Below are 25887 nucleotides of genomic sequence, written 5' to 3'. Positions count from 1 at the left end.
CCAACAAACTCAACAACCGGCCACGCCCCACACTGAACCTCGAGACCCCCAAACAACGTATGCGCCAACTCATCGCCGCCGCAGCCTAGCCCCAAAGTTGCAACGACCCATTGACTTTGAGGGTCGGAATCGGGCGCGGAGTGACCCCGCGTTGCTTTAGGCGGTGAGGATAAGCGGTGGGGACTAGTGAGCCACCGGCACGTAACGCTTGATGGAGGCTTCCAGTTCGGCCTCGGCGGCGGCGCGGTCGCCCCAGCCCTCGGCCTTGACCCACTTGCCCGGCTCCAGGTCCTTGTAGCGGGTGAAGAAGTGCTCGATTTCCTTGATCAGGAATTCGCTGACGTCGCTGACTTCCTGGATGTGGTCGAAGCGGGCGTCAACAGGGACGCACAGGACCTTGGCGTCGCCGCCGCCGTCGTCGGTCATGTTGAAAACGCCGATGGGGCGGGATTCGACGATGACGCCGGGGTGCAGATCGAAGTCCTGCAGGAGCACCAGTGCATCCAGCGGGTCGCCGTCCTCGCCCAGGGTGTTTTCGAAGAACCCGTAGTGGGTGGGGTACTGCATGGAGGTGAAGAGGACGCGGTCCAGGCGGACGCGGCCGGTCTCGTGGTCAACTTCGTACTTGACGCGGGACCCCTTGGGGATCTCGATTGTCACGTCATGCTTCATGGAATGCTCCTCGGCAATTGCAGGGGTTCGCGGCACAGAAGACGAACCGCAAAAGGAGTGTCGGTGCCGCCGACTATTATTGAGGATATAGCGAGAGGCCCAGGTTTCAGGAACTGGCAAGGATATTTCAGGACTTGAGGACCAGCACCAGCATGAAGGAAACAGCGGCCACGGACGTGTCCAAGGATGCGTCCCCGCGCAGGTCCCACCCCGGGCTGCGGGCGTTGCCCACCGCGCTGCTCCTTGCTTTGATCGTCATCCTGACCGTCCCCGCCGGCCTGCTGATCGCCCCGGCCTTCGTGGGTCCGCCGCCCGCGGCGGTGCCGGAAACACCGGCCTGGCAGCAGGCTCCCACGGCACTTTCCGCCCGGCAGGGCCTGTCCCCTTTGCAGGATTCAGCGCCGGTGCCGCTTGGGTCCGCTGTCACCGCGCAGCTTGACTCCGCTTTGAAGCCCGACGGCGGCGGCACCTTTACGGGGCTGGTCCAGGATGCACTCACCGGCCAGGTCCTGTTTGACCGCGGGGGGCCGGAGAACCGGATCCCCGCCTCCAACATGAAACTGCTCACGGCTGTTGCCGCACTGCGCGCCATGGGGCCCGGGCACCGGTTCAGCACCAGGGTACTGGCAGGTCCCAGCCCGGATCAGGTGGTACTGGCCGGCGGCGGCGATGTCCTCCTCGGAGCCGGCGGGTCAGCGCCGGATCAGGTGATGGGCCACGCCGGGCTCGCTTCCCTTGCCGCGGCCACGGTGGCCGCGCTCAAAGATTCGCAACCGGCCGGCGGGCTCAAGGTCCTGGTGGACGATTCCCTGTTCAGCGGCCCGTCCCTGAACCCGGCCTGGGAGCAGGGAGACGTTGCCGCAGGCGAGGTTGCGCCGTTATTCCCCATCGCATTGAACTCGGCGCGTTTCGATCCCGCCGTTACGACCGGCCCGCGTCCGCAGGATTCTGCCATCACGGCAGGGGAGGCGTTCGCCGCCCAGCTCAAGGCGGCGGGTTTCGCTGCGGGACTCACGGTGGCCCCCGGCGTCGAGCGCTATTCACCCGGCGGAACCGGGGGAGCGGCGGCGGAAGCGCTACCGGTGGTTCTGGCCGAGGTGCGGTCCGCCACTGTAAGCGAGCAGGTGGACCTGATGCTGCAGTCCTCGGACAACTACCTGGCTGAGGTGCTGGGCAGGATGGCGTCGGCAGCTTCCGGCGGCCCGGCCAGCAATGAGGGTGCCACTGTTGCTGTCCGTGCCCGGCTCGAGGAGCTGGGTATCCCGACGGCCGGCATGAGTCTCGCCGACGTGTCAGGGCTGGCGCTGGCTAACCAGGTCTCCGCCCGCCAGTTCGCCGAGGTGGTGCGTGCCATCACCACCGGTCCGGACACCAGGCTGCGCGCCGCCCTGGACGGATTTCCGGTGGCAGGCCTGACCGGAACCCTGGACGAACGTTACTCAGGCGAGGCCACGGTCCGCGGTGCCGGCCTGGTGCGGGCCAAGACCGGAACACTGAACTCGGTGATCGCGCTCAGCGGCTATGTGGTGGATGCGGACGGCCGCCTGCTGGTCTTCTCCTTCATCGGCAACGGGCTGACACCGGGAGCAGCCGGAAACAGGGAAGCCCTGGACCGTGCAGCCACGGCGCTCGCTGCCTGCGGCTGCCGGTAGCTGTGGTGCCCAGGACGGCGGCCATTACGACGGCGGCCAGCACGGACCTCCAACCCGTGCCTGGCCCGACGGTCAGGGGAGCAATGGGACGGTACGGGATCATGGCGTCTCCTCTAAGTGGCTTGGGCGGGACAGGGCTTTCGGCATCCTGTGGGCCGCCTGTGAAAGGTGTGGGCGTTCGCCGGTCAGCGAACTTAAGGGCTATCCGCCGCCCGCTGTGATCTGATGGGAACCATGGAGTCCACTGCACGTGATTCGTCAGCACCGGCAACATCCAGCCCCGCCCAGGCCCTGATTAACTGGGACCTCGCAGCTTCCACCGCGGCCCGGCTGGCTTCGGCGGGTCCAACCCTGAATACAGGGGAAATTAACGACGCCGTGGACAGCCTGCGCCGCCTCGCGGATGCCTCGGTGCCGCACGTCCACGAGATCACCGGCCTGGAAGCGGCAAGGGACCTCCGGGACTCGTCCGTCCTGGTGGTGGACCGGGCAAACTGGGCCAAGGCGAATACGCAGAGCTTCGCCGTGATGCTCAAGCCCGCCATGGAAAAGATGCTCGCCAGCCGCCGCGGCACCCTCAGCCCCGCGGCCGCCAGCGTCAGCGGAGCCATCACCGGCAGCCAGCTGGGTGCGGTCCTGGCGTTCCTGTCCAGCAAGGTTTTGGGCCAGTACGATCCGTTTGCCGCGCTCGCGGAAGGTTCCAAAGCCCCGGCGGCAGGGCGGCTGCTGCTGGTGGCGCCCAACATCGTCGCAGTCGAGCGTGAGCTCAACGTCGCACCGGAGGATTTCCGTCTCTGGGTCTGCCTGCATGAGCAGACGCACCGTGTGCAGTTCGCGGCGGCGCCGTGGCTCCGCCACCACATGCTCGAGCAGATCGACGACCTCAGCGGCCACCTGCTGGGAAACGTTGACACGCTCATGGAACGTGCCTCCGCGGCCGCCCGGTCCCTCAAGGACCGCAGCGCCAACGGCAACACACCGGGCCGTGGCGCCATCCTGGACCTGCTGCAGAACCCGGAGGAAAAGGCTGCCATCTCCCATCTGACGGCAGTGATGAGCCTTTTGGAGGGCCACGCCAACGTGGTCATGGACGGGGTCGACGCCAGCATCGTCCCGTCGGTGAAGACCATCCGGCAGCGCTTCACGGACCGGGGCAAGGACCGCGGGGTGATGGAGAAATTCATCCGCAACCTGCTGGGCCTGGACGCCAAGATGCGGCAGTACTCCGACGGCGCCAAGTTTGTCCGCGCAGTGGTGGACGTAGCGGGCATGGAAGGCTTCAACCGGGTGTGGGAGTCCGCTGACCACCTTCCCACCGAACCCGAGATCCATGATGCCAAGCTGTGGCTTGACCGGATGGGCCTGTAGTTGCCTGAGGCCCGCTCAAACTTTCATAGCGGACGACGACGGCCCGGCAGGCTGGCGCCCGTCGTCGGCACTGCGCGTAAAGCACTCCAGAACGCCCTTGCAGAGGCGGGCTATCCCGCACATGTGCTGGTGGCGTGCAGCGGGGGACCGGACTCGCTGGCCCTCGCCTCCGTGGCGGCGTATTTCGCCCGGCGCGGGCACGTGGACGGCCACCCCATCACGGTCGGGGCGGTGGTGGTGGACCACCAGCTCCAGGACGGCTCTGCCGGGGTGGCTGCCCGGACATCCCGCACCCTGAAGGAACTCGGGCTCGCTCCGGTGGTGGTCCGGACCGTCGTGGTGGCACCCACCGGCATGGGCCCGGAAGCCGCCGCGCGGGACGCACGCCACGCAGCGCTGGAGGCGGAAGCCCACGAACAGGGCGCCGACGCAATCCTCCTCGGCCACACCCTGGACGACCAGGCCGAGCAGGTCCTCCTCGGCCTCGCCCGCGGGTCCGGCACCCGCTCCCTCGCCGGCATGCGGCCCGCCCGCGGCATGTTGCTGAGGCCTTTCCTGGGCCTCCGGCGCGCTGACACCCTGGCGGTCTGCGCTGCCGAGGAACTCGAACCCTGGCACGATCCCAGCAACGCGGATCCCGCTTTTGCCCGTTCGCGGACCCGGGTGGAGGTCCTGCCGCTGCTGGAGGAAAAACTCGGCCCCGGAGTGGCGGAATCACTTGCCCGGACGGCGTCCATCCTGCAGCTGGACGCCGACTACCTCGAGGAGGTGGCTAACAGCACATTCGCTGCCCTGGTGGAGCGTTCCGGGCGGGAACTGAGCCTCCCGGAAGACGCCCTGGGCGCACTTGCCCCGGCCATCAGGTTCCGGGTGATCGCCAAGGCAGCCGCCGACGTCGGGGGCCAGCAGCCCAGCTACCAGCGCCTCCTCGCTGCCGAAGCGCTGCTTCGGCGGCAGGGATCCGCCGGTCCGGTGGAGCTACCCGGCGGCGTGAGCGTGTACCGGCTCTCGCTGGCGCAGCGTGCAGAACCCGACGTCGGGGGCCTGGCCGCAGCGGACGCCCGCCGGCCCGGGGACGGGACTCCTGTTCCCCGCGAAGGTGCCCGCTGTGGGAAGCTAGTATTCCGGCCTCAACAACCGCCCAAAAATTAGTCGCATCCCGCATCTACACAGGAGCCATTGGTGGATTCAAACGACGTCCAGGCAGATCTCAAGCACGTTCTCTACACCAAGGAACAGATCCAACAGCGGATCGGTGAACTCGCTGCCCAGATCGACAAGGACTACGAAGGCCGCGATCTGCTGATCGTTGGCGTCCTCAAAGGTGCGGTGATGGTCATGGCAGACCTCGCCCGCGCGCTCCACAGCCATGTCTCCATGGACTGGATGGCAGTTTCCTCCTACGGTTCCGGCACCCAGTCCTCAGGGGTTGTCCGCATCCTCAAGGACCTGGATACCGACCTGATGGGCAAGGACGTCCTGATCGTCGAGGACATCATTGACTCCGGCCTGACACTGTCCTGGCTGAAGACCAACCTCGAATCCCGCGGCACCGCGTCGGTGGAGATCTGCACCGCCTTCCGCAAGCCCGCGGCCACCAAGGTCAAGATCGACGTCAAGTATGTCGGTTACGACATCCCGAGCGAATTCGTAGTGGGCTACGGCCTGGACTACGCCGAGAAGTACCGCAACCTGGACTTCGTGGGCACGCTCGCCCCGCACGTCTACGAGTAACCCGCTCCCGTGCCGCCGGCCATGGCTGCGCACCGGTCCCGCTACGCCCAGAGGGAACTTTTGGGCGGCTCCATGCGTGAATTACACCGGACGGTGTATAGCTAGAAGCTGACGCAGCACCATCACGTGCGCAGACCACTCGCCGTGCAGCACTACCAGGAGGGACGGGGCCAGCCCCCGAACAAGATGAAAGCTAAGAGTTTCTTCAAGGGCCCGGGTATCTGGATCGTTGTTGTGATCGCCATGCTCCTCGTGGCCTTTGCAACGCTGGCTCCCGGCGGTGCGGCACGTATCGACACCGATAAAGGCCTGCAGCTCCTCGCCGACGGCGGCAAGGTGGAGCAGGCAAAAATCTTCGACGGCGAAAACCGCGTTGACCTGGTCCTGAAGGACAACCTGACCGTGGACGGCCAGGACAAGGGCAAGAGCGTCCAGTTCTTCTTCGTTGACGCCCGCGCCGCCGACGTCGTCAAGGCCGTCACCGCCGCCAAGCCCGCCAACGGCTACACCGACCAGCCGATCGAAAGCAACTGGTTCTCAGGCCTGCTTTCGCTCCTGATCCCCGTGATCCTTCTTGGCGCACTGTTCTGGTTCCTGATGACCCGCATGCAGGGCGGCGGCTCGAAGATCATGCAGTTCGGCAAGTCCAAGGCCAAGATGGTCAACAAGGACATGCCGCAGGTGACCTTCGTCGACGTTGCCGGTGCCGACGAGGCAGTGGAGGAACTCCAGGAGATCAAGGAATTCCTGCAGGAACCCGCGAAATTCCAGGCTGTCGGCGCCAAGATCCCCAAGGGCGTGCTGCTCTACGGCCCTCCCGGAACCGGCAAGACCCTCCTGGCCCGCGCCGTCGCCGGGGAGGCCGGGGTTCCCTTCTTCTCCATCTCCGGTTCCGACTTCGTGGAAATGTTTGTCGGCGTTGGCGCCTCCCGCGTCCGCGACCTTTTTGAGCAGGCAAAGGCGAACTCGCCGGCCATTATCTTCGTTGACGAGATCGACGCCGTTGGCCGCCACCGCGGCGCCGGCATCGGCGGCGGCAACGACGAACGCGAGCAGACCCTGAACCAGCTGCTGGTTGAGATGGACGGCTTCGACGTCAAGACCAACGTCATCCTGATCGCAGCGACCAACCGTCCGGACGTCCTGGACCCGGCCCTCCTGCGGCCGGGCCGTTTCGACCGCCAGATCACGGTTGAGGCACCGGACCTGATCGGCCGCGACCAGATCCTCCAGGTGCACGCCAAGGGCAAGCCGATGGCGCCCGGCGTTGACCTCAAGAGCGTGGCCAAGAAGACCCCCGGCTATACGGGTGCCGACCTCGCCAACGTGCTCAACGAAGCCGCGCTGCTGACGGCGCGCTCCAACGCCAACCTCATCGACGACCGCGCCCTGGACGAGGCGATCGACCGTGTCATGGCCGGCCCGCAGAAACGCAGCCGCGTCATGAAGGAACACGAGCGCAAGATCACCGCCTACCACGAAGGCGGCCACGCCCTGGTGGCGGCGGCCCTGCGGAACTCCGCGCCGGTCACCAAGATCACCATCCTGCCCCGCGGCCGCGCCCTGGGCTACACCATGGTGGTGCCGGATAACGACAAATACTCCGTAACCCGCAACGAACTGCTGGACCAGATGGCCTACGCCATGGGCGGCCGGGTAGCCGAGGAGATTGTGTTCCACGACCCCTCCACCGGCGCATCCAACGACATCGAAAAGGCCACCGCCACGGCCCGCAAGATGGTCACCGAGTACGGCATGAGCGAACGGGTGGGAGCTGTCCGTCTCGGGCAGGGCGGCGGCGAGCCGTTCCTGGGCCGCGATGCCGGGCACGAACGCAACTACTCCGACCAGATCGCCTACGTGGTGGATGAGGAAGTGCGTCGCCTGATCGACCAGGCGCATGACGAGGCCTATGCCATCCTGACCGAAAACCGCGACGTCCTGGACCAGTTGGCCCTGGAACTCCTGGAACGGGAAACCCTGAACCAGGCGGAGATTGCGGACATCTTCACCGAAATCCGCAAGCGTGACTTCCGCGAGGTGTGGCTGTCCAAGGAAACCCGTCCTGTGCAGCAGGCCGGCCCGGTGGAATCCCGCCAGGAAAAGGCCGAACGGGAAGCCCAGGAAGAGGCAAAGCACGCCCGCCTCGAGGAGCCGCTGGACGCCCAGCCGCCGCACCCCCAGGGTGTGCCGGAGGACGCTCCGTTCCAGGGCGGCATCCCCGACTCGGGGCCCGAAGCCCTGCGCGGCTAAGCTTTCTCCTGTGACTCACTTCGACGACGACGACGCCCACGACTCCGCCATGCACCCCGGGGAGGGTGGATCCCACCACAAGAAGCACGAAAAAGTGGACCGGCCGCGGATCGAAGCCGCCGTCCGCGAAATCCTGCTGGCCATCGGTGAAGATCCGGACCGGGGCGGCCTCGTGGACACCCCCAAGCGGGTAGCCAAGGCCTACGCCGAGGTCTTCGCCGGGCTGCACCATAATCCCGCGGACGTCCTCTCCACCACCTTTGACCTGGACCACGAGGAACTGGTCCTGGTCAAGGACATTCCCTTCTATTCCACGTGCGAGCATCACCTGGTGCCGTTCCACGGGGTGGCCCACGTGGGCTACATCCCCTCACATGACGGAAAAGTGACCGGGCTGAGCAAGCTGGCCCGGCTGGTGGACATTTATGCCCGCCGTCCGCAGGTGCAGGAGCGCCTCACCACCGAAATCGTCGAAGCGATGGTCACCCACCTCAAACCCCGTGGTGCGATCGTCGTTGTTGAATGCGAACACATGTGCATGTCAATGCGCGGTGTCCGCAAGCCCGGAGCAAAGACCGTCACCAGTGCGGTCCGCGGGCAGCTCCATGACCCGGCCACCCGTGCCGAAGCCATGAGCCTCATCCTCGGAAGGTAACAATCAGACCATGGACTCACTCGCAGCAGCCCCGGGAACCGGGCCGGCAACATCGCCGCTGCCCATCCTGCGCAAACCGCGCCCGGCCGCCAGGTTCGCAGACCTGCCCACGGACCGCACCCTGGTCATGGGTATCCTCAACGTCACTCCGGATTCCTTCAGCGACGGCGGTAAGCACGCCACCGCGGACACCGCCATCGCGGCGGGCCTGCGGATGTTCTACGCCGGGGCGGACATCATCGACGTCGGCGGTGAATCGACACGTCCGGGTGCCGAAGACGTGAGCCCGAAGGAAGAACAGCGCCGGGTGGTCCCGGTCATCCAGGCCCTGGTCAAGGCCGGTGCGCTGGTCAGCATCGACACCACCCACGCTTCCACGGCCGCGGCGGCGTTGGCAGCCGGTGCCGCCATCATCAATGACGTCTCAGGCCTGACCATCGAGCCCGAGATGGCGGAGCTGGTGGCTTCGTCCAAAGCTCCGTACGTGCTCACCCACCGCCGGGGCGACGCCCGCACCATGAATTCGCTGGCCGATTACCAGGACGTCGCCGCCGAGGTCGTGGCGGAGCTCGCCGGTGTTCGTGACAAGCTCTACGCAGCCGGCGTCAGCCCGGACCAGATCATTGTGGACCCGGGCCTGGGCTTCGCCAAGAACGACGCCCAGAACTGGGAACTCCTGCAGAACCTCGACCAGCTGGACAGCCTGGGGCACAAGGTCCTGGTGGCCGCCTCCCGCAAGCGCTTCCTCGGGACACTCCTCACGGTCGCCGGAAAGTCCGCGGCCCCGGAAGAACGCGACGCCGCCACGGCCGCGATTACCGCCATCAGCGCCTACCGTGGCGCCTGGGCGGTCCGCGTGCACGACGTCGGACCAAGCCTTGACGCCGTCAAGGTCGCCTCACGCTTGGCTGCTGCACACACAAACCACTAGGGCCGGGGAACCCATGGACAGGATTACGCTGAGCGGTGTCACCGCCGTCGGCCATCACGGCGTGTTTGATTTTGAACGCCGCGAGGGCCAGCCGTTTGTCGTGGACGCCGTGCTGCACCTGGACTTCACCAAAGCCGCGGAATCCGACGACGTCCGGGACACCGCGCACTACGGTGAGGTGGCGGAACGGATCAAGGACTGGATCACCGGGGAGCCGCTGAACCTGATCGAGGCCCTGGCCGTCCGGATCGCCGATTCCCTGCTGAGCGACTTCAACGTCCGGGCCGTGGACATCACCGTCCACAAACCCCAGGCCCCCATCGAGGTCCCCTTCGGCGATGTGGCCGTCAGCGTGCACCGGACCCGGCAGCAGGATGTCCAAACAGCTGATGCCCCGATAAACGGGGAGCAGCCATGAGCGGTTACACCAAGGCAGTGCTTGCCCTCGGCAGCAACCTGGGCGAACGGAACGACACCCTGTCCGAAGCAGTCGCGGACCTGGTGGACCCGCCGGAGGTGCGGCTGCTCGCCGTTTCCCCCGTAGTCCAGACCAAGGCCGTTGGCGGCCCGGCCGGCCAGCCGGACTTCCTGAACATGGTCATCACCGTTGAAACAACGCTGGACCCCGCAGGACTGCTGAAGCACTGCCAGGCAGTGGAAAACAAGCACCACCGCGTCCGGGAAGTGCGCTGGGGGCCGCGCACGCTCGACGTCGACATCATCACCTACGGCGACGTCACCAGCGACGACCCCGCCCTTACCCTCCCGCACCCTTTGGCGGCCCAGCGCGCCTTTGTCCTGTACCCCTGGTCCCTTATTGAGCCGGCGGCCACCTTGAACGGCGAACGCATCAGCGTCCTCGCCGCCCGTGCGTCCGACTTTGACGATCTTGCCCCGTTTGACGGTTTCGGCGACTACGACGGCGTCCCCACAGCCGGGGCGGTGGAGTAGCCGTGAAGCCCATCAATCCGTTCCGTCTGATGCTGATCGGCCTGGTCATGGCCGTCGCCGGCTGGTCTGCCACGGTGGTGACCAGCCGGTACAGCCTGGCCACCCCCGTCCTTCCGGCCACGGCGCTGGCTTCCATGGGGGTGATCGTTGCCATCACCCTCATTCTTGGCATCCGGATCCTCAGGTGGCGCAACAGCAACCGCGACGCCGCCAAGAAGAAGACGCCACTGAATCCGATCCTGGCTGCCCGGACCCTGGTGCTGGCCCAGGCGTGCGCGTACGCGGGCACCGTCCTGCTCGGCTGGCACGCCGGGATCTTCCTGGACCAGTTGCGGATCTGGAACCTCCGCAGCGACCAGAGCATCACCTGGGTGGCGGTCGCGATGGCCGGCGGTGGCCTGGTGATGATTGTGGTTGGCCTGCTGGTGGAGAAGTTCTGCAAGATCCCGCCCGAGGACACCGAAACGCCCGGCGAGGGCAAACGGAGCCCCCGGGGTGAAGCCGCAGGGGAAGGCGAATATGCGTACCGAGGCGATTGATCCCCCCGGCATCAGCTGGCAGCGGGTCTCGCCGAAGTACATCACCGTGCGGCTGGTCGAGTGGGCCATCGCCAATCTGGCAGCCGTGTTGATCCTGTCCCTCCCCCTGGTGCTTGTTCTCCTGGGCTGGTGGGAGTGGCCGCCGCTCTGGCTGGCCATCACCGTCCCGGCCGTGACACTGGTCCTGGCGCTGTGGCGGCTCGCGCTGATCCCGCGCCAGGTGCGGGCCATCGGCTACGCCGAGCGGGACGATGACCTGCTGGTCCGCGGCGGCATCTTCTTCCAGCGGACCCTGGCGGTCCCGTACGGGCGGATGCAGTACGTGGACATCGCGGTGGGACCGGTGGAGCGCGGGCTGGGGCTTTGCACCCTCAAACTGCACACTGCCGCGCCCGGGACCAACGCGCTGATCCCCGGGCTTCCCTCCGCGGAGGGGGCCCGCCTGCGCGAGCAGCTCGCCGCGCGGGGCGAAGCCAGGCTGGCAGGACTGTGACCGCAGACGTTCCGGAGCCCGGCGCGCCTGCAGTGCTTCCGGAAACGCCCGACGCCGGGTGGCTGCGGGTCCACCCTGCTTCGCCTTTCGTGCGCGGCTGGCTGGCGCTGGCGGCCATTGGCTTTTTCTTCGGCCGGGACATTTTCGAACGGATGCTGCAGGGCCGGCCTGTATTCGAAGAAGACTTCGCCGGCAGGGCGCCCTGGCTTGTGGCAGCCGGCGGCGTGGTGCTGCTGGCCACCGTGGCCGGTTTCATCCTCGAGTGGTATTTCACGAAGTACCAGGTTTCCGGAGGCTACGTCCGGGTGAACTCCGGCTTCCTCTTCCGCCAGCAACGGCAGGCCCGGCTGGACCGGGTCCAGGCCATCGACATCGTCCAGCCGCTCCTGGCCAGGATCTTCGGGCTGGCCGAGCTCAAGTTCGAGGTTGCGGACGCCGGTGAATCCGCTGTGCGCCTGGCGTTCCTGCGGATGGACGATGCCCGGCAGCTTCGGGCCGACATCCTGGCGCGCGCTGCCGGAGTGGTCCAGGACCCCGGACGCCCGCAGGAACCCGCCCCGGAAGCGCCGGAACATCAGGTCCTGTCAGTGCCGCCGTCGCGCCTTATCGGGTCGCTGCTCCTGAGCGAGCAAAGCTTTTTTGTGGTGCTGGGCGGCGTCGCCTCCGTGATCCTGTCCGCCGTGACGGAGAACCGCGGCTTCTACTTCTACCTGATTCCCGCGGCACTGGGACTGGCAGCCAGCTACTGGGGCTCCTTCAACAAGGGCTACAACTTCACCGCCGCCATTTCCCCGGACGGGATCCGGCTGCGGTACGGGCTCCTGGACACCCAGGCCCAGACGCTCCCGCCCGGCAGGATCCAGGCCCTGAAAGTGGCCCAGTCGCCGCTGTGGCGGGTCTTCGGCTGGTACCGGATCCAGGTCAACGTGGCCGGGTACGGCGCACTGGGCAGCAACGGCGAGGTGTCATCGCGCACCACACTGCTGCCGGTAGGCAGGCTGCCTGAGGTGATGAGCATGCTCTCGCTGGTGCTCTCGGACCCGGGCACGGCGGAACCCGGAAGGATTTTCGCGGCCGGCCTCAGCGGGCTGGATTCCGACGGCGGTTTTGTCACCACCCCGCGGCGCGGCAGACTGCTGGCACCGCTGGGTTGGCGCCGCAACGGATTCACGGCCACGGACACCGCCCTGTTGATCCGCTCAGGCCGTTGGTGGCGGCAGCTGGTGGTGGTGCCGCACCAGCGGACCCAGTCCCTGGCGTTGCACCAGGGTCCGCTCGCGCGGCGGTTCAGGCTGGCGGACCTCGTCCTGCACACCACGGCGGGGCCGGTGTCGCCGAGGCTGATCCAGGCCGGCCTTGATGAAGCACGCACCCTTTTCGATGAGCAGGCAGCCCGGGCCCGCCTGGCCCGCAAGCGCCAGACCACCGAACATTGGCTGGCGCAGGTGGTGGAGCCGCTCCAAACCGCCGTGCCGGTGGCGGAGGCGACCGAAACCCCGGCGGACGCCCTGGCGGCACCCGCCGTTGAGTCGGCTGGATCAGGCAGCACCCCGTCCCTCACACCCCAACAGGAAGGCCCGCAACGTGGCTAAGCCCGGACGCCTTGGCGTCGGAATCATTGGTGCCGGCAAAGTGGGCGCCGTCCTTGGCGCGGCTTTGCGCGCTGCCGAGCACGCCGTCGTCGGGGTTTCAGCGGTGTCCGACGCCAGCCGCGAACGCGCGGAGGCGTTGCTGCCCGGCGTGCCGGTCCTGGAGATCCAGGACATCGTTGAGCGCTCCCAACTGGTGCTGCTCGCTGTGCCGGACGACGCCCTGGCCGGTCTGGTTGACGGACTGGCGAAACTCGGTGCCTGGCAGCCGGGGCAGATCGTGGCCCACACGTCAGGCCGGTTCGGGGTGGGGGTTCTCCGTCCGGTCCGGGCGGCGGGGTCGATTCCGCTGGCCCTGCACCCGGCCATGACGTTCACGGGGATGAGCCTGGACCTCGCCCGCCTGCTTGACTGCACGTTCGGGGTCACCGCGGATGCCGCGATGCTGCCCATCGCCCAGGCCCTCGTCGTGGAGATGGGTGCTGAGCCGGTGGCCATTGCCGAAGCGGACCGCACCCTGTACCACGCTGCCCTTGCCCACGGCTCCAACCATCTGGTCACCCTGGTGGCGCAGGCGTCCCAGCTGCTGCGGGACGTGGGCGTGGAGGCGCCCGAACGGATGCTTGGACCGCTGCTGCGCGCCACACTGGAAAACGCACTGGCCTCCGGTGAATCGGCGCTGACCGGGCCGGTGGCCCGTGGCGACGTGGGTACCGTGCAGGCACACGCCGAGGCGCTTCGCGAGTACGACGCCGGCGCGCACAGCGATGTGCTGGAGGCTTATCTCGCCATGGCCCGCGCCACCGCCCGGCGGGCGGAAAGCCGCGGGCTGCTCAAGGCCGACCAGCTGGGTGCAATCCGGGCTGCCCTGGAAGAAGGAAACTGACATGGCCATACAACTGGTGACAACGGCGGCGGAGCTTCGGGACGCGGGTGCCCGGCTGCTGGTGCAGAAACAGGGCCGCTCACAGGGCCTCGTGCCCACCATGGGCGCGCTCCACGAGGGGCATGCCACATTGGCGCGGACCGCCGTCGAACAGAACGACGTGGTGGTGGCATCCATCTTCGTGAACCCGCTGCAGTTCGGTGATGCCGTGGACCTGGACCGGTACCCGCGGACACTAGATGCCGATTTGGCCCTGCTGGAAGAGCAGGGCGTGGACCTGGTATTCGCTCCGGCCGTGGAGGAGGTCTATCCCGGTGGCCAGCCTCTGGTGCGCGTAAGCGCAGGCGCCCTGGGGGAGAAGTGGGAAGGGGCATCCCGGCCGGGTCATTTCGACGGCGCCCTGACCGTGGTTGCCAAACTGCTCCACTACGGCACCCCGGGTGCCGGGTTGCCGCCGTCGGGCGCGTTCGTTTCGGGCGGCAGTGGGGGACTGCCCTCTTACCGCGCCTATTTCGGGCAAAAGGACGCGCAGCAGCTGGCACTGGTCAGGCGGATGGTGGCAGACTTGAATTTCCCTGTCGACATCGTGGCGGTGCCCACCGTGCGTTCGGAAGACGGGCTGGCTCTTTCCAGCCGCAACCGGTTCCTCTCAGCTGAGCAGCGTGAAGCAGCCCTGGTGCTCTCGCGGGCGCTGCGGCTGGTGGAGGAACGCGCGAACGCGCACGAACCGCTGGATCCGGATTCAGTGCGGGCACTCGTTGAATCACAGCCGCAGCTTGAACTGGACTATTTTGACGTGGTGGATCCGCGTACCTTGGAGCCGCTCGCCGAAAACTGCCGGAAGGTGCCGTTCCGCGGTGAGGGCCTGGCGATCATCGCGGCCAAGGTGGGGCCGGTCCGGCTGATAGACAACGTGCCGCTCAGCTCCTGATCCCTGTTCGAGGATCGGCTCTTCCGGTATGCTGAAATTGTTGCCCCGGACCCTGGCATCGCCCTATTTGGCGTACTCCAGGAGGAACACTCAACCACGGGCACCCCGTACCTCACCTCTGAATCCCCCTCGGCTTTTGTGTTGCCCGGCTCTCGCCTGTCCAACGCAGCCGCATGCATGGCGGGCCGCCCGCCTGCACCCCTTATTCCCCTGGCCCTCCCGGCCCTGCATCCCCCAGGAGCGAATCCATGATCCGCACAGTAGAAGACGGACTGTCTTACCTCGTCAAAGTCCATGACGCGTCCGCCTTGGACGACTATCTCAATTCGGCTGTTGACCTGGCCCGCCAGCACGCAGCAGTCACCGGCTTGTGCGGGATCCTCGTGACCCGCCATGCGTACGACACCTACACCGTGGCGGTCAGTGAGACCGTACCTTTCGGCGAGACCCGTGAACGGCAGGACCCTTAGGCGGAGGCCTTGATGGTTTACCTAGAAAGCACATTCCGAGTCCTTCCCCGCCCAGCGGAACGCGCTGCAGGGGAAGGCGCTCTGCAGGAAAACACTGTAGTGGCGGGCGCTGGAGCCAATGACGCCGCAGTGGGCGGCCTGGCCGTGGAAGGGGTTCCGGCCGGCGGATTCACGCCGATCGGCTGGCAGGCCCGCGAGATCATCGACTCCATCCTCGACGACACGTCGCCGGAATTGGCCGAGGTCCATTGGCGTCTGCGCCGAAGCCTGGCCGCCCACCCGGGCTCTCCGGAACAGGCCCTCCTGGCCCACCTCATGGAAACCTCGGAACTGGTTAATCACGGAGCCGGTTAAGCACCGAACTGGTTATTCACGGAACTGGCTAATGCAGACGTCCGGAACCGGCGCAGCCCTGACGCCCGGTTCGCTGTGCCCGGCGTCAGGGCCTTTACCGGCGACCCCGAAAGGCGGCAGTGGGTATCCTTGAAGTGACGACTCCGCCGTTCCGGTTCAGCCTGCAGCCGGTCCTCTCACAGCGGGATGATTCAGGGATCAGAGGCTCACCATGGAAAGTGCACCAGGCATGGTCGCGGGTGAGGACGACGTATGTGCCCCCTATCTGGCCAAGCTGCCCGTAACGGGTGCCGCGGTGTCCCTGTTCGGGGGGTCGGCCGCCGAAACCCTGGTCTCGGCCACCGACGACCTGGCCGCACGCCTGGACGAACTGCAGTTCAACCTCGGCGAAGGCCCGCGGTGGCGCGCACTGCAAACCCGGTTGCCCGTGCTGGTCCCCGACGCCCAGTCCGCGGCAGACCATGGATGGCCAATGTTCCACAGGGCGATCCAGGGGACGAAGGCAGCTGCACTGTTTGTCTTTCCGTTGTCAGTCGGCGCGGTGGACCTGGGGGTCGTTGAGCTGTACCGCGCCTCACCCGGAAACCTGAGCCGATCAGGCCAGGCGACGGCGTCGGTGCTTGCCGGACAGACCTCCTGGTACCTTCTGCGCAAGATCCTCAACCTCAGTTCCCCGGAGACCGATCCGGTTCTTGAACCGGCGCTGATGTCCCGGCGGGAGATCCACCAGGCCACCGGAATGGTTCTGGCGCAGTCCGGTGCCACGGCGGCCGAGTCGTTGCTCCTGTTGCGGGCGTACGCCTTTGCCCATGACCTCACGTTGAAGGAGACAGCCGCTTCTGTGCTCGAGGGCCGCCTCAGCTTTGACCCCGCCAACGGTGGGCCGGGCGGACGTACCCTGCAGTAAAATAGCGCCATGGGAATCAGTACGCGCGCCGAGCGCGTCAGCGTGGCGTTCGTGAAGATCACGGACACGCTCGTGGCCGACTACGACGTCGTGGACCTTCTCCATACCCTCGTGGAGGAGTCTGTGGGCCTGCTGGACGTAGCAGCCGCGGGCTTGCTCCTGGCTGATCCCAGCGGGGAACTTCAGGTTGTGGCATCCACCAGCGAGGAAAGCCGGCTCGTGGAAATCCTGCAGCTCCGGGCAGGGGCCGGCCCCTGCGTTGAGTGCTACCTCACCGGGAAGGCAGTGGAGGTGGAGAGCGTCGCCAACCTTGCTCACTGGCAGGAGTTCCGCGAGGCCGCGCTCTCCCAGGGCTTCCGCTCGGTTCATGCTGTGCCAATGCGGGTTCATGGCAGGATCATCGGGGCGATGGGCCTCTTCGGGGACCAGGAGGGTGCCCTGAGCGCAGAAGACGCGGCGATCGGGCAGGCGCTCGCGGACGTGGCAACGATCAGCATTATGCAGGAGCGGACCATTCGGGAAGCGGTGCTGGTCAATGAGCAGCTTCAGCGCGCATTGAACACCCGGGTCCTGATCGAACAGGCGAAGGGCGTCATCGCCCATACCGCCGGAGTGGACATGGATGAAGCGTTCAACCGCCTCCGCAGCCATGCCCGCGCCAACAGCCAGAGCCTTCACATGACCGCCCGGCACATCGTGGACCGCAGCCTGACCCTGTAAGGCCGAAGTTAACCTCGTGCTGTGACCTCCGACTGCTTACTGCGTACTGCTTACTGCGACGACCCGCCCTGGGGATCGCGGTTAATCATCAGCTGCTGCAGGAGCGCGCGTTCCGGCCGGCCGGGGTTCCGTGCCACGCACCGGCGCAGCCTGGCCCTGGCCAGCTCCTCGCCCGGGGCGGTTCCTGCCAGCACCTCATCGATGATTTCCTGGGCCTGCCACCGGAGGGATTCCCGGGCGAACTGCCGGACTTCCGCGGAAGCAGCCGCACCTTCAATCCACGGATCGGACTCTTCGCAGGGTATGAATTCGAACACTCGCTCTGCTGACATCGGGGCCTCCTTGCACCAGGCCGGCGGATTCCTGATGGGTCCCTCGGCGTCGAAGCACTGCGCTGGAAAATAGAATACCGCGAGTAAGACCGGTCTGTCTCCCTTGAGGGGTAAACTGTTCGTACGATGAATCAAGGTGCAGAGCCCGGGCAAACCCCTGCTGAAATCCAGGTAGTGGCGTCGCTTCACCCTGCCGATTCCCGGAGCCGGATTCTCGCCGTGGCCTACGATCTTTTCTCCCGCCGGGGCGTGCGGGACGTCGGCGTCAACGAGCTGATCGAGCGCTCAGGCGTGGCCAAGGCAACCTTTTACCGGCATTTCCCTTCGAAGGATTCACTCGTTCTGGCCTTCCTGGCGCAGCGGGACCAGCTCTGGACCGTAGAAGCCATCGTCAGCCAGGCCAGGCTGCGCGGCACCACCCCCACCGAACAGCTGCTGGCCATCTTTGACGTCTTTGGTGACTGGTTCGTCCGCGACGACTTTGAGGCCTGCTCATTCATTAACGTCCTGCTGGAAATGGGCCCCGCACATCCCCTCGGTCAAGCCAGCATCGATTACCTGGCAAAGATCCGGGGTCATGTGCAGGCCCTCGCTGTGGAAGCGGGGCTGCAGCGCACCGAGGACTTCTCCCGGTCCTGGCACATCCTGATGAAGGGCTCCATCGTCTCGGCCTCCGAGGGCGACACCGGAGCGGCGAAGCGGGCCCAGCAGATGGCCGGTTGGCTCATCGAGCACCACCGCAGCTGAAGCCACATAGTCAGCTTGCTTATCACTTGATGCTTTCCTAGGCTGAATGAGTCAGACACTCAACTCTTGAGGCAGCCCTGTGCCCGGTCAACGCGCGCCAGGTCCGCCCCCCGAAGGAGGAAAAATGTCAGAGCACAGCATCGCAGGCAAGAAGGTTGCATTCCTGTTGACCGACGGCGTCGAGCAGGTCGAGCTCACCAGCCCATGGCAGGCAGTAAAGGAAGCCGGCGGCGAACCCACCCTGGTGGCCCTTTCAGGCGGCCGGCTGCAGGGCTTCAACGGCACGGACAAGGGCGATACGTTCACCGTGGACCTTACGGTGGCGGAGGCCAATGCGTCGGACTTCGACGCCCTGGTACTCCCCGGCGGGGTAGTGAACGCCGATCATCTTCGCGTGGACAAGGATGCCCAGGACTTCACACGCAACTTCTTCGAACAGCACAAACCTGTAGCCGCCATTTGCCACGGACCGTGGCTGCTGATCGACGCCGGCGTGATCCGGGGCCGCAACGTGACCTCGTACCACACGCTCCAGACCGACCTGAAGAACGCGGGCGCCAACTGGAGCGATGAGGAAGTGGTGGTGGACCAGGGCCTCGTGACCAGCCGCAGCCCCAAGGACCTTCCCGCCTTCAACAGCAAGGTGGTTGAGGAGATCTCCGAAGGCCGGCACGCGGGCCAGACCGCCTAGTTCAACAAGCCGGTTCCGATGTCCCTGCCGATCCGGCGAAGCAATGCCGCTGAAAATCCGGGGTCTTTCGAAGAGTCCCGATCCGTGTATTCGGCCAGCGTGTACACCTTGGCCAGGGACATCTCCGGCCAGCTCTCCCGGGGCAGGAGCGAGCGGCCTGCCACGGCAATGATCGGCCGGACCCCTGCCCGCCGCGCCACTGCGGCTGGAAGCTTTCCCGCCAGCGTTTGCTCGTCGATGCTCCCCTCCCCGGTAATCACCACGTCGCAGTTGTCCTTGCGTGTGTTGAAATCCAGCAGGTCCAGGAAGTAATCCGCCCCGGACACCTGCCTTGCCCCAAGCAGAAGGCAGGCGAAGCCGATCCCTCCGGCACTGCCGGCCCCTTCATGTCCGGCCAGGTCAGCGGCTTTGGTGAATCCGGCTTCGCCCAGCTTGCTGACAAGGTGGCTCAATCCCAGTTCCAGTGCGGCGACGTCCTCAGGCGTCGCCCCTTTCTGGGGACCGAAGACCGCCGGCGCCCCCTGGAAGCCCAACAGGGGGTTGTGCACGTCGCTTGCAAGGACCAGTTCAGTGTCGGCCAGTTCCGGAAGTGCGGTGCACCGGACGGAATCGATCCGGGCGAGGGCACGGCCGCTGCCGTAGAGCTGGCGGCCGTCGGCATCGCGGAAGCTGAATCCCAGCGCCGTGAGCATGCCCATGCCGCCATCGGTGCTGGCGCTGCCGCCCAGTGCAAGGACGATCCGGGCCGGGTTGAGGCTAAGGGCGAAGAGGATGGCCTCACCGAAGCCCCTGCTTGAAGCGTTCAGCGGCTCGGGCTTTCCCTCCGGCAGCAAGCCGAGCCCGCAGGTGTTGGCCACCTCGACGAGGGCTGTGACGCCGTCGAACGCGATGCCTGCCCGGACGTGCTGCCCGGTGGGTCCGGCAACCGTGTAGGTGCGCCGGGTGAAGCCGGAGGTGACGGCGGCGTCCACGCTGCCGTCACCCCCGTCCGCCAGGGGCAGCAGTTCGCAGTGGACCGACCCGGGTCCGCCGGAGGAGCCTGCGGCGGAACGGAGTCCGGCGGCCAGCGCATCGGCTACCTCGTTGGCGGTGAGGCTGCCTTTGAACTTGTCGGGTGCGATGAGGGCCCGGACGGTTTTCGGGGCGGTGGTGGTCATGTCAGCTGGATTCCGAGTAGGCGGGGCGTCGCTCAGCGGGGTGCTTGGGCGTGTGGTGGCCGTATTCGGCCGGATCGTCGTCGATGTCGGTGACCCCGTCCAGGTGGATTGGATCCTCGGTGGGCATGGGTTCCACAACCTCGCCGTTGAAGACCCGGCGGGCACGGTCCGCGTCCAGGGTGCGGTCCCACCAGGCGATGAAGAGGGTGGCAACGGCGTTGCCGGTGAAGTTCACCAGGGCACGGCATTCGGACATGAACTTGTCGATGCCGAAGATGAGCATGATGCCGGCGGCCGGGATGGTACCGATCGTGGTCAGCGTGGCCGTCAGGGCGATGAAACCACCGCCGGCCACTCCGGCAGCGCCCTTGGAGGTGAGCAGCATGACGGCGAGCAGGCCCAGCTGCTGGCCGATGGTGAGGTCGGTGTTCGTGGCCTGGGCGATGTAGAGGGCGGCCAGGGAGAGGTAGATCGCGGCGCCGTCGAGGTTGAAGCTGTAGCCGGTGGGCACAACCAGTCCGACGGTTTCCTTTTTCACGCCTGCGTGTTCAAGCTTGCGCATCAGGCCGGGCAGGGCGGGTTCGGCGGTGGACGTGCCAAGGATGAGCATGTACTCCTCCTTGAGATGGCGGATCATCTTGAAGATGTTCAGCTTCAGGAAGGCCATGACGGAGCCGAGGACCACCACCACGAACAGGATCGAGGTGATGTAGAAGAGGGCGATCAGGCCACCCATGCTGGTCAGGGAGGACACGCCGTACTTTCCGACGGCGAAGGCCATGGCCCCGAAGGCGCCGATCGGGGCGGCTTTCATGATGAAGCCCAGGATCTTGAACATCACGCCGGTCAGCCGCTGCACGCCGTCCAGGACCGGGGCGCCCACTTTGCCCATGGCGTTCAGTGCGATGCCGAAGACGACGGCGATGAAGATGATCTGCAGGATGTCGCCTTCAACGAACGGGCCCACGATGCTGTTGGGGATGATGTGGGTGAGGAACTGCCACCATTCCTGTTTCGCGCCGGCGTCGATGAGCTTGGCGGCCGAGTCCGAGGTCTTGATGGAGCCGGCGTCGGCGTTGACGCCGTCACCCAGGCGGAAGACGTTGATGGCCACCAGACCGAAGATCATGGCGAAGATGGTGCCGACCTGGAAGTACGTCAGGGCTTTCAGGCCGGTCATCCCGACCTTCTTCAGGTCCGCGACGCTGGCGATGCCGCCCACGATGGTCAGGAACACGATGGGGCCGATGAGCATCTTCATGGAGTTCACGAAGGTGGTTCCGATCGGTTCCATCGCGATGCCGAAGGCCGGCGCGAGCCAGCCCACCAGGATGCCGATGAGAATGGCGGTCAGTACCCAGAAGTACAACTGCCGGTACCAACGCGTCTTGGGGGTCCGGGCCGTTTTCTTGGCCGGCGCTGCCGCGCCGGCGGTGGTGCTGTGATCCATAATTCCTACCTCGTTGTGGAACGCGGAGGTCCCTTCCCGGCACTCGCAAGCTCGTGTCGGGGCCCTTGGGACGCCGCTTATGGTTGGGGGCTTTCGGGGGTGACGTACGACGGCGGCCGGCTGGCCGCCGTCGTACGTTTAAGTCAGACGGCCGCCAGGGTGCGGGTGAGGGCCGTGATGATGGCTTCGGTGACGTCATCGGTGGTGGCTTCGCCGCCGACGTCGCGGGTCAGGTGCCCAGCGGCGGTGGTCTGCTCGATGGCTGCTTCAACCAGGCGGGCTTCCTCATGCAGGCCGAAGTGGTCCAGCATGAGCGCAGCGCTGGCGATGGCGCCAATGGGGTTGCTGATGCCCTTGCCTGCGATATCAGGGGCGGAGCCGTGGACCGGTTCGAACATGGACGGGAAGCGGCGTTCGGGGTTCAGGTTGGCACTGGCCGCCAGCCCCAGGCTGCCGGCCAGTGCCGAACCGAGGTCGGAGAGGATGTCTGCGTTCAGGTTGGAAGCGACCACCACCGACAGGTCCTCCGGCTTGAGGATGAACTTGGCGCTCATCGCGTCCACCAGCACGCTTTCCGTCTGTACGTCCGGGTAGTCCAGTGCGACGCGGTTGAAGACCTCGTCCCACAGGACCATGCCGTACTGCTGGGCGTTGGACTTGGTCACGGAGGAAACCTTCTTGACCGTGCGGGTCCGGGCCAGGTCGAACGCAAAGCGCATGATCCGCTCGCAGCCCTTCTCGGTGAACAGTGCTGTCTGCAGGGCCACCTCGTTGCCGGGGCCGCGGCCGCTCAGGTTTCGGCCGCCGAGCCCGGCGTATTCTCCTTCGCTGTTTTCGCGGACCACTACCCAGTCGAGCTCGGTGTTGTCAGCTTTGCGCAGCGGGGACTGGATGCCGGGGAGGAACTTCACCGGGCGGATGTTGGCCCACTGGTCGAAGTTCTGCGTGATGTTCAGCCGCAGGCCCCACAGGCTGATGTGGTCCGGTACGTTCTCCCAGCCAACCGCGCCGAAGTAGATGGCGTCGAAGTCCTTCAGGGTTTCCAGGCCTTGGGGATCCATCATCTGGCCGGTCTTTTCGTAGTAGCCGCAGCCCCAGGGGAACTCGGTCCAGTCGAAGGCGAACTTGCCGCCGGAGTTCCCTGCCAGTGCGTCCAGGACGCGGCGCCCGGCCGAGACGACTTCCTTGCCCACACCGTCTGCAGGGATCGACGCGATGCTGAATTTCCGGGTGGCGCTCATGTGCCTACCTCCTCGTTGAGTTTGTTGGCAGTGAACCTGTCATGCGGGTCACACTGTTCTTCCTCCACAAGTAGACGGGCTGCCGCCACGGGGCGTCCAAGACCAAGATCCGATCCGGCAGATAGGTTCAGCCTATTGGTCAGCCGTCGCGGGATCGGGTTGGCCTTGGGTGTGAAGCCCGGCCACCTTCAGGAACGCCCTCGCCGCCGGGGTCAGGTCTTCCTTCCGGCTCAGGATGGCCACATCCAGGTGCGAGACCGGTTCGATCAGCAGCGTCCGCAGCCCGGCCTTGTGTGCGGTGGGCGCCCACGACGACGGCATCACGGCATGGCCGACGCCGGCGAGGACCAGCGGGAGGATGGAGGTCCGGTGGGCCACCTCCACCACAATCTCGGTGTTCACCCCGTGGGCCAGTGCGTCGTCGACGAGCCAGCGCATCAGGGATCCGCGCTGGCTGGCGATCAGCCGGTGCCCGCCCAGGTCCTCGCGCTGGATGGACGTCCCTGCGCTGAAGGTGTCTGCCTGCGGATTGACGATAAGGATCAGCGGCTGGCGTTCCAGTTCCAGGACCTGAACGCCCGGCACCCGGATGGGGGAGGACGAGCCGGCGAGCCCGATCTCCGAGCTGCCGCTGCGGACGGACTCGATGACGTCCTCCGGCGTGAACGCCGCGTCCACGTTGAGCCGGACCGAAGGGTGCAGCCGGGTGAACCGCGCGATCATCGAGGTCAGCGGCTCGATCCCGGGCGAGGGCATGGTGACGATGTCCAGCCGGCCGCTGCGGACACCGGCCAGCGCCTGCACCGCTGACTGCGCGGCGTCCAGGTCCCTCATGACCAGCCGGGCGGGACCAACCAGTTCCCTGCCTGCTTCGCTGAGGACCGCCCGGCGGCCGATGCGGTGGAAGAGCGGCACGCCGAGTTCCTTCTCCAGGCCGGCGATGGTTTGCGACAACGACGGCTGGGCAATGAGCAGGTGTTCAGCCGCCCGGTTGAAGCCGTCATGGTCAACAACGGCCAGGAAATACTTCAGTTTCCGGGTGTCCACGCCCCATAGCCTACGCCGGGCCAGGAAAAATGCCGTGCGGAGGAATTACTCCGGCCGGTAGAGTGTTTGAATCTGCAGCGACGATGCTCGCGCGCCACTTCATTCTTAAGCTTGCGCCACTCATTTCAAACTCCCTGAGGGAACACCCATGTCTACAGAAGTCTCTTCGAACGCTGCCGGCCAGCCCGGCCAGCCTGCGCAGCCCGCGGCGCCGAAGCTCTCCGCGCCGGAGAAAATGTCCCGTGAATCGGTGACGATCATCGCCACCCTGCTTGTGGCGACATTCGTGGTGATCCTCAACGAAACCATCATGAACGTTGCGCTGCAGCGGCTGATGGTGGACCTGGGCGTGGACGCGCCCACGGTTCAGTGGCTCTCCACCGGCTTCATGCTCACCATGGCCGTGGTCATACCCACTACCGGCTTCATCCTCCAGAGCCTCTCCACGCGTGCCGTGTTCATGCTTGCCATGGGACTGTTCGCCAGCGGCACCGCACTCGCAGCGATCGCGCCGGGCTTCGAAATCCTGCTGCTGGCGCGCATCGTCCAGGCCGGCGGCACGGCCATCATGCTGCCCCTGCTGATGACCACCATCCTCACCCTTGTCCCGCTGGCCAGGCGCGGTGCCGTCATGGGCAACGTCAGCATCGCCATTTCAGTCGCTCCGGCCATGGGGCCAACCGTCTCCGGCCTGATCCTGGAGCACTTCACCTGGCGCTTCATGTTCGTCTTCGTCCTGCCAGTGGCACTGGCCGCCCTCGCCCTCGGCGCCAAATACCTGACCAACATCGGCGAAACGGAGAAGACCAAGCTCGACTTCTTCTCGGTCCTCCTCACCGTTCCGGCCTTCGGCGGCCTGGTCTACGGTCTTAGCCAGATCGGCGGCGGACACGGCGGCCAGGCCGGTCCCGGCGCGGTAGCCATTGCGGCGCTCGTCATCGGCGTTGCCAGCCTGGCGGTCTTTGTCCTGCGCCAGGTCCGGCTGCAGAAGGCCGAGGCTCCTTTGCTGGACCTCCGGGCCTTCAAATTCCGCATGTTCACCGTCTCGGTGCTGCTGATGGTGGTGGCCATGATGGCGCTTTTCGGCGGCGTCATTCTGCTGCCGCTGTACCTGCAGGAAATCCGCGGCCTGGGTTCCCTGGAAACCGGCCTGGTTCTGCTCCCGGGCGGCTTGGCCATGGGCCTGCTGGGTCCGGTCATCGGGCGGCTCTTCGACAGGATCGGCCCCCTGCCGCTCACTGTGACCGGATCAGTGCTGATGGTGCTCGCCCTGTGGCAGTTCTCCACGCTCGACGCCGGCACTGCGGTGTGGTGGATCGTCACCCTTCACGTGGGGCTCAGTTTTGGGCTGGCGCTGCTGTTCACCCCGGCGTTCACCACGGGCCTGAACCCGCTGCCGCCGCATCTGTACTCGCACGGTTCGGCGATCATGAGCACCACGCAGCAGGTTGCCGGCGCTGCAGGCACCGCCCTGCTGGTGTCCATCTTCGCCGTGGTCTCTGCCGCATCAGGCCTTGTGGCGGGGATGAGTGCCGCTTTCCTGACGGCGACCGTCATAGCCCTTGCCGCCGTCGTGCTTTCCGCGATGATGCGCAAGACCGAAGGTGCAGCCCCGGGTCACGGACCCGCCCACTAGCCCACACCCCAAGGCCCACTCCCCACTCCCAGACCAACGCGGGGTCACTTCTGGCTCCTCCAGCGCCCCGTTTCGGGCGTTAAGTGACTGTGAGGATTTTGGTGGCTGGTCTGGGACTGGCTGGCAGAGTGGTGTTTGGCCGCTCAGCCTCGTGGATGTGACTCATTAAGTGACTGGCCCCGGTGCAAGGGGTGTCTTTGAGTGGGATCTGTCCATCCGCGAGGTTGGCGGCCGGCACCACCCGGCCCACCTCGGTAACTTGATCAGAAGGTTGTCCGCCCCGTGGGGGCGTGGCTCGTCACAGTGTTGTTCCGAAGTGACCTCTACCCGGACTGGTACCGGCCGTGTACGGCCCTGGCCATATCCGCGAGTAGAGGAAGGTGCCAGAACCGCCATGACTATCGTTGCGCATTCCCGCCCTTTTGTCGTCGGCGTCGATACGCACGCCAAAAACCATGTCTACGCCATCATCGCCGGCAAC

Annotated in this window: 28 protein-coding genes; 21 read left to right on the top strand and 7 right to left on the bottom strand. The window is 66.2% G+C overall.

What is annotated here, in order from left to right; all coding sequences use genetic code 11:
• Window positions 1–183 precede the first annotated feature (183 nt).
• Window positions 184–672: an inorganic diphosphatase gene (locus ACS5PJ_RS22055; RefSeq protein WP_108600631.1), complete on the bottom strand. Its 489-nt coding sequence runs from the start codon at window positions 670–672 to the stop codon at window positions 184–186.
• A 152-nt stretch (window positions 673–824) separates the two neighbouring features.
• On the opposite strand from ACS5PJ_RS22055, the gene dacB reads away from it, so the two are divergent.
• The 18 genes from dacB to ACS5PJ_RS21965 all read left to right on the top strand — a co-directional run bounded on the left by dacB (window position 825) and on the right by ACS5PJ_RS21965 (window position 17105).
• Entirely contained in the window at window positions 825–2324 is a 1500-nt protein-coding gene (gene dacB / locus ACS5PJ_RS22050) for a D-alanyl-D-alanine carboxypeptidase/D-alanyl-D-alanine endopeptidase (protein ID WP_439436977.1), read from the top strand.
• Between the two features lie 234 nt (window positions 2325–2558).
• Window positions 2559–3692, top strand: a complete 1134-nt coding sequence (locus ACS5PJ_RS22045) for a zinc-dependent metalloprotease (protein ID WP_439436976.1) — start codon at window positions 2559–2561, stop codon at window positions 3690–3692.
• Between the two features lie 51 nt (window positions 3693–3743).
• Entirely contained in the window at window positions 3744–4844 is a 1101-nt protein-coding gene (gene tilS, locus ACS5PJ_RS22040; RefSeq protein WP_439436978.1) for a tRNA lysidine(34) synthetase TilS, read from the top strand.
• A 30-nt stretch (window positions 4845–4874) separates the two neighbouring features.
• Window positions 4875–5426, top strand: coding sequence for a hypoxanthine phosphoribosyltransferase (hpt, locus tag ACS5PJ_RS22035; RefSeq protein WP_108597333.1), 552 nt, complete (start codon window positions 4875–4877; stop codon window positions 5424–5426).
• 186 nt (window positions 5427–5612) lie between these two features.
• On the top strand, window positions 5613–7679 hold the full coding sequence (ftsH, locus tag ACS5PJ_RS22030) for an ATP-dependent zinc metalloprotease FtsH (RefSeq protein ID WP_439436975.1): 2067 nt from the start codon (window positions 5613–5615) through the stop codon (window positions 7677–7679).
• A 10-nt stretch (window positions 7680–7689) separates the two neighbouring features.
• Window positions 7690–8334 carry a GTP cyclohydrolase I FolE gene (gene folE, locus ACS5PJ_RS22025; protein ID WP_439436974.1) on the top strand — a complete coding sequence of 215 codons (645 nt, stop codon included), beginning with the start codon at window positions 7690–7692 and terminating at the stop codon, window positions 8332–8334.
• A gap of 10 nt (window positions 8335–8344) precedes the next feature.
• Complete coding sequence (gene folP, locus ACS5PJ_RS22020) at window positions 8345–9265, top strand: dihydropteroate synthase (RefSeq protein WP_439436973.1); 921 nt, start codon at window positions 8345–8347, stop codon at window positions 9263–9265.
• Between the two features lie 13 nt (window positions 9266–9278).
• On the top strand, window positions 9279–9683 hold the full coding sequence (gene folB / locus ACS5PJ_RS22015) for a dihydroneopterin aldolase (RefSeq protein ID WP_439436972.1): 405 nt from the start codon (window positions 9279–9281) through the stop codon (window positions 9681–9683).
• On the top strand, window positions 9680–10216 hold the full coding sequence (gene folK, locus ACS5PJ_RS22010; RefSeq protein WP_439436971.1) for a 2-amino-4-hydroxy-6-hydroxymethyldihydropteridine diphosphokinase: 537 nt from the start codon (window positions 9680–9682) through the stop codon (window positions 10214–10216). The genes folB and folK overlap by 4 nt, the downstream gene beginning before the upstream one ends.
• Window positions 10217–10218: 2 nt before the next feature.
• Complete coding sequence (locus tag ACS5PJ_RS22005; protein WP_439436970.1) at window positions 10219–10755, top strand: DUF3180 domain-containing protein; 537 nt, start codon at window positions 10219–10221, stop codon at window positions 10753–10755.
• Window positions 10736–11248 carry a PH domain-containing protein gene (locus ACS5PJ_RS22000; protein WP_439436969.1) on the top strand — a complete coding sequence of 171 codons (513 nt, stop codon included), beginning with the start codon at window positions 10736–10738 and terminating at the stop codon, window positions 11246–11248. The genes ACS5PJ_RS22005 and ACS5PJ_RS22000 overlap by 20 nt, the downstream gene beginning before the upstream one ends.
• Window positions 11245–12840: a PH domain-containing protein gene (locus tag ACS5PJ_RS21995; protein WP_439436968.1), complete on the top strand. Its 1596-nt coding sequence runs from the start codon at window positions 11245–11247 to the stop codon at window positions 12838–12840. The genes ACS5PJ_RS22000 and ACS5PJ_RS21995 overlap by 4 nt, the downstream gene beginning before the upstream one ends.
• Entirely contained in the window at window positions 12833–13723 is an 891-nt protein-coding gene (locus ACS5PJ_RS21990) for a Rossmann-like and DUF2520 domain-containing protein (protein WP_439436967.1), read from the top strand. Before ACS5PJ_RS21995 ends, ACS5PJ_RS21990 begins: the two co-directional genes overlap by 8 nt.
• Before the next feature lies 1 nt (window position 13724).
• Window positions 13725–14654 carry a 4-phosphopantoate--beta-alanine ligase gene (locus ACS5PJ_RS21985; protein ID WP_439436966.1) on the top strand — a complete coding sequence of 310 codons (930 nt, stop codon included), beginning with the start codon at window positions 13725–13727 and terminating at the stop codon, window positions 14652–14654.
• A 248-nt stretch (window positions 14655–14902) separates the two neighbouring features.
• Complete coding sequence (locus tag ACS5PJ_RS21980) at window positions 14903–15124, top strand: hypothetical protein (protein WP_439436965.1); 222 nt, start codon at window positions 14903–14905, stop codon at window positions 15122–15124.
• Between the two features lie 99 nt (window positions 15125–15223).
• Window positions 15224–15478, top strand: a complete 255-nt coding sequence (locus ACS5PJ_RS21975) for a hypothetical protein (protein WP_439436964.1) — start codon at window positions 15224–15226, stop codon at window positions 15476–15478.
• 211 nt (window positions 15479–15689) lie between these two features.
• Complete coding sequence (locus ACS5PJ_RS21970) at window positions 15690–16385, top strand: GAF and ANTAR domain-containing protein (protein ID WP_439436963.1); 696 nt, start codon at window positions 15690–15692, stop codon at window positions 16383–16385.
• A gap of 9 nt (window positions 16386–16394) precedes the next feature.
• Complete coding sequence (locus ACS5PJ_RS21965) at window positions 16395–17105, top strand: GAF and ANTAR domain-containing protein (protein ID WP_439436962.1); 711 nt, start codon at window positions 16395–16397, stop codon at window positions 17103–17105.
• A gap of 50 nt (window positions 17106–17155) precedes the next feature.
• Here the strand turns inward: ACS5PJ_RS21965 and ACS5PJ_RS21960 are convergent, their stop codons facing one another.
• The gene (locus tag ACS5PJ_RS21960; RefSeq protein WP_439436961.1) at window positions 17156–17437 is read right to left on the bottom strand and encodes a hypothetical protein; all 282 of its coding nucleotides are present in this window, start codon (window positions 17435–17437) and stop codon (window positions 17156–17158) included.
• Window positions 17438–17563: 126 nt separating this feature from the next.
• Between ACS5PJ_RS21960 and ACS5PJ_RS21955 the strand changes: the two genes are divergently transcribed.
• Together ACS5PJ_RS21955 and ACS5PJ_RS21950 are read left to right on the top strand one after the other, a co-directional pair.
• Window positions 17564–18184, top strand: a complete 621-nt coding sequence (locus ACS5PJ_RS21955; protein ID WP_439436960.1) for a TetR/AcrR family transcriptional regulator — start codon at window positions 17564–17566, stop codon at window positions 18182–18184.
• 124 nt (window positions 18185–18308) lie between these two features.
• Window positions 18309–18875: a type 1 glutamine amidotransferase domain-containing protein gene (locus ACS5PJ_RS21950; protein ID WP_439436959.1), complete on the top strand. Its 567-nt coding sequence runs from the start codon at window positions 18309–18311 to the stop codon at window positions 18873–18875.
• Here the strand turns inward: ACS5PJ_RS21950 and ACS5PJ_RS21945 are convergent.
• The 4 genes from ACS5PJ_RS21945 to ACS5PJ_RS21930 all read right to left on the bottom strand — a co-directional run bounded on the left by ACS5PJ_RS21945 (window position 18872) and on the right by ACS5PJ_RS21930 (window position 23770).
• Complete coding sequence (locus ACS5PJ_RS21945; protein ID WP_439436958.1) at window positions 18872–20032, bottom strand: glycerate kinase; 1161 nt, start codon at window positions 20030–20032, stop codon at window positions 18872–18874. The genes ACS5PJ_RS21950 and ACS5PJ_RS21945 overlap by 4 nt on opposite strands.
• A gap of 1 nt (window position 20033) precedes the next feature.
• Window positions 20034–21482, bottom strand: a complete 1449-nt coding sequence (gene dctA / locus ACS5PJ_RS21940) for a C4-dicarboxylate transporter DctA (RefSeq protein WP_439436957.1) — start codon at window positions 21480–21482, stop codon at window positions 20034–20036.
• 143 nt (window positions 21483–21625) lie between these two features.
• Window positions 21626–22723, bottom strand: coding sequence for a tartrate dehydrogenase (locus tag ACS5PJ_RS21935; RefSeq protein ID WP_439436956.1), 1098 nt, complete (start codon window positions 22721–22723; stop codon window positions 21626–21628).
• Between the two features lie 132 nt (window positions 22724–22855).
• On the bottom strand, window positions 22856–23770 hold the full coding sequence (locus ACS5PJ_RS21930; RefSeq protein ID WP_439436955.1) for a LysR family transcriptional regulator: 915 nt from the start codon (window positions 23768–23770) through the stop codon (window positions 22856–22858).
• Between the two features lie 148 nt (window positions 23771–23918).
• On the opposite strand from ACS5PJ_RS21930, the gene ACS5PJ_RS21925 reads away from it, so the two are divergent.
• Complete coding sequence (locus tag ACS5PJ_RS21925) at window positions 23919–25406, top strand: MDR family MFS transporter (protein WP_439436954.1); 1488 nt, start codon at window positions 23919–23921, stop codon at window positions 25404–25406.
• 298 nt (window positions 25407–25704) lie between these two features.
• On the opposite strand, the gene ACS5PJ_RS21920 is transcribed toward ACS5PJ_RS21925, so the two are convergent.
• The coding region (locus ACS5PJ_RS21920) for a hypothetical protein (RefSeq protein ID WP_439436979.1) at window positions 25705–25887 on the bottom strand (183 nt) is incomplete at its 5' end.

Source organism: Pseudarthrobacter cremeus (genome assembly GCF_051857465.1).
Lineage (GTDB): Bacteria > Actinomycetota > Actinomycetes > Actinomycetales > Micrococcaceae > Arthrobacter.
Note: the sequence above shows the minus strand (reverse complement) of the source record. Positions and strands in the feature narration are given on the sequence as shown.

Coding starts and splice junctions, on each gene's coding strand:
- ACS5PJ_RS22055 (WP_108600631.1), bottom strand. CDS start 672: ATGAAGCATGACGTGACAATCGAGATCCCCAAGGGGTCCCGCGTCAAG.
- ACS5PJ_RS22000 (WP_439436969.1), top strand. CDS start 10,736: ATGCGTACCGAGGCGATTGATCCCCCCGGCATCAGCTGGCAGCGGGTC.
- ACS5PJ_RS22045 (WP_439436976.1), top strand. CDS start 2,559: ATGGAGTCCACTGCACGTGATTCGTCAGCACCGGCAACATCCAGCCCC.
- ftsH (WP_439436975.1), top strand. CDS start 5,613: ATGAAAGCTAAGAGTTTCTTCAAGGGCCCGGGTATCTGGATCGTTGTT.
- ACS5PJ_RS21945 (WP_439436958.1), bottom strand. CDS start 20,032: ATGACCACCACCGCCCCGAAAACCGTCCGGGCCCTCATCGCACCCGAC.
- folP (WP_439436973.1), top strand. CDS start 8,345: ATGGACTCACTCGCAGCAGCCCCGGGAACCGGGCCGGCAACATCGCCG.
- ACS5PJ_RS21925 (WP_439436954.1), top strand. CDS start 23,919: ATGTCTACAGAAGTCTCTTCGAACGCTGCCGGCCAGCCCGGCCAGCCT.
- ACS5PJ_RS21980 (WP_439436965.1), top strand. CDS start 14,903: ATGATCCGCACAGTAGAAGACGGACTGTCTTACCTCGTCAAAGTCCAT.
- ACS5PJ_RS21960 (WP_439436961.1), bottom strand. CDS start 17,437: ATGTCAGCAGAGCGAGTGTTCGAATTCATACCCTGCGAAGAGTCCGAT.
- ACS5PJ_RS21985 (WP_439436966.1), top strand. CDS start 13,725: ATGGCCATACAACTGGTGACAACGGCGGCGGAGCTTCGGGACGCGGGT.
- ACS5PJ_RS21950 (WP_439436959.1), top strand. CDS start 18,309: ATGTCAGAGCACAGCATCGCAGGCAAGAAGGTTGCATTCCTGTTGACC.
- ACS5PJ_RS21970 (WP_439436963.1), top strand. CDS start 15,690: ATGGAAAGTGCACCAGGCATGGTCGCGGGTGAGGACGACGTATGTGCC.
- ACS5PJ_RS21935 (WP_439436956.1), bottom strand. CDS start 22,723: ATGAGCGCCACCCGGAAATTCAGCATCGCGTCGATCCCTGCAGACGGT.
- folK (WP_439436971.1), top strand. CDS start 9,680: ATGAGCGGTTACACCAAGGCAGTGCTTGCCCTCGGCAGCAACCTGGGC.
- ACS5PJ_RS21965 (WP_439436962.1), top strand. CDS start 16,395: ATGGGAATCAGTACGCGCGCCGAGCGCGTCAGCGTGGCGTTCGTGAAG.
- dacB (WP_439436977.1), top strand. CDS start 825: ATGAAGGAAACAGCGGCCACGGACGTGTCCAAGGATGCGTCCCCGCGC.
- dctA (WP_439436957.1), bottom strand. CDS start 21,482: ATGGATCACAGCACCACCGCCGGCGCGGCAGCGCCGGCCAAGAAAACG.
- ACS5PJ_RS21955 (WP_439436960.1), top strand. CDS start 17,564: ATGAATCAAGGTGCAGAGCCCGGGCAAACCCCTGCTGAAATCCAGGTA.
- folB (WP_439436972.1), top strand. CDS start 9,279: ATGGACAGGATTACGCTGAGCGGTGTCACCGCCGTCGGCCATCACGGC.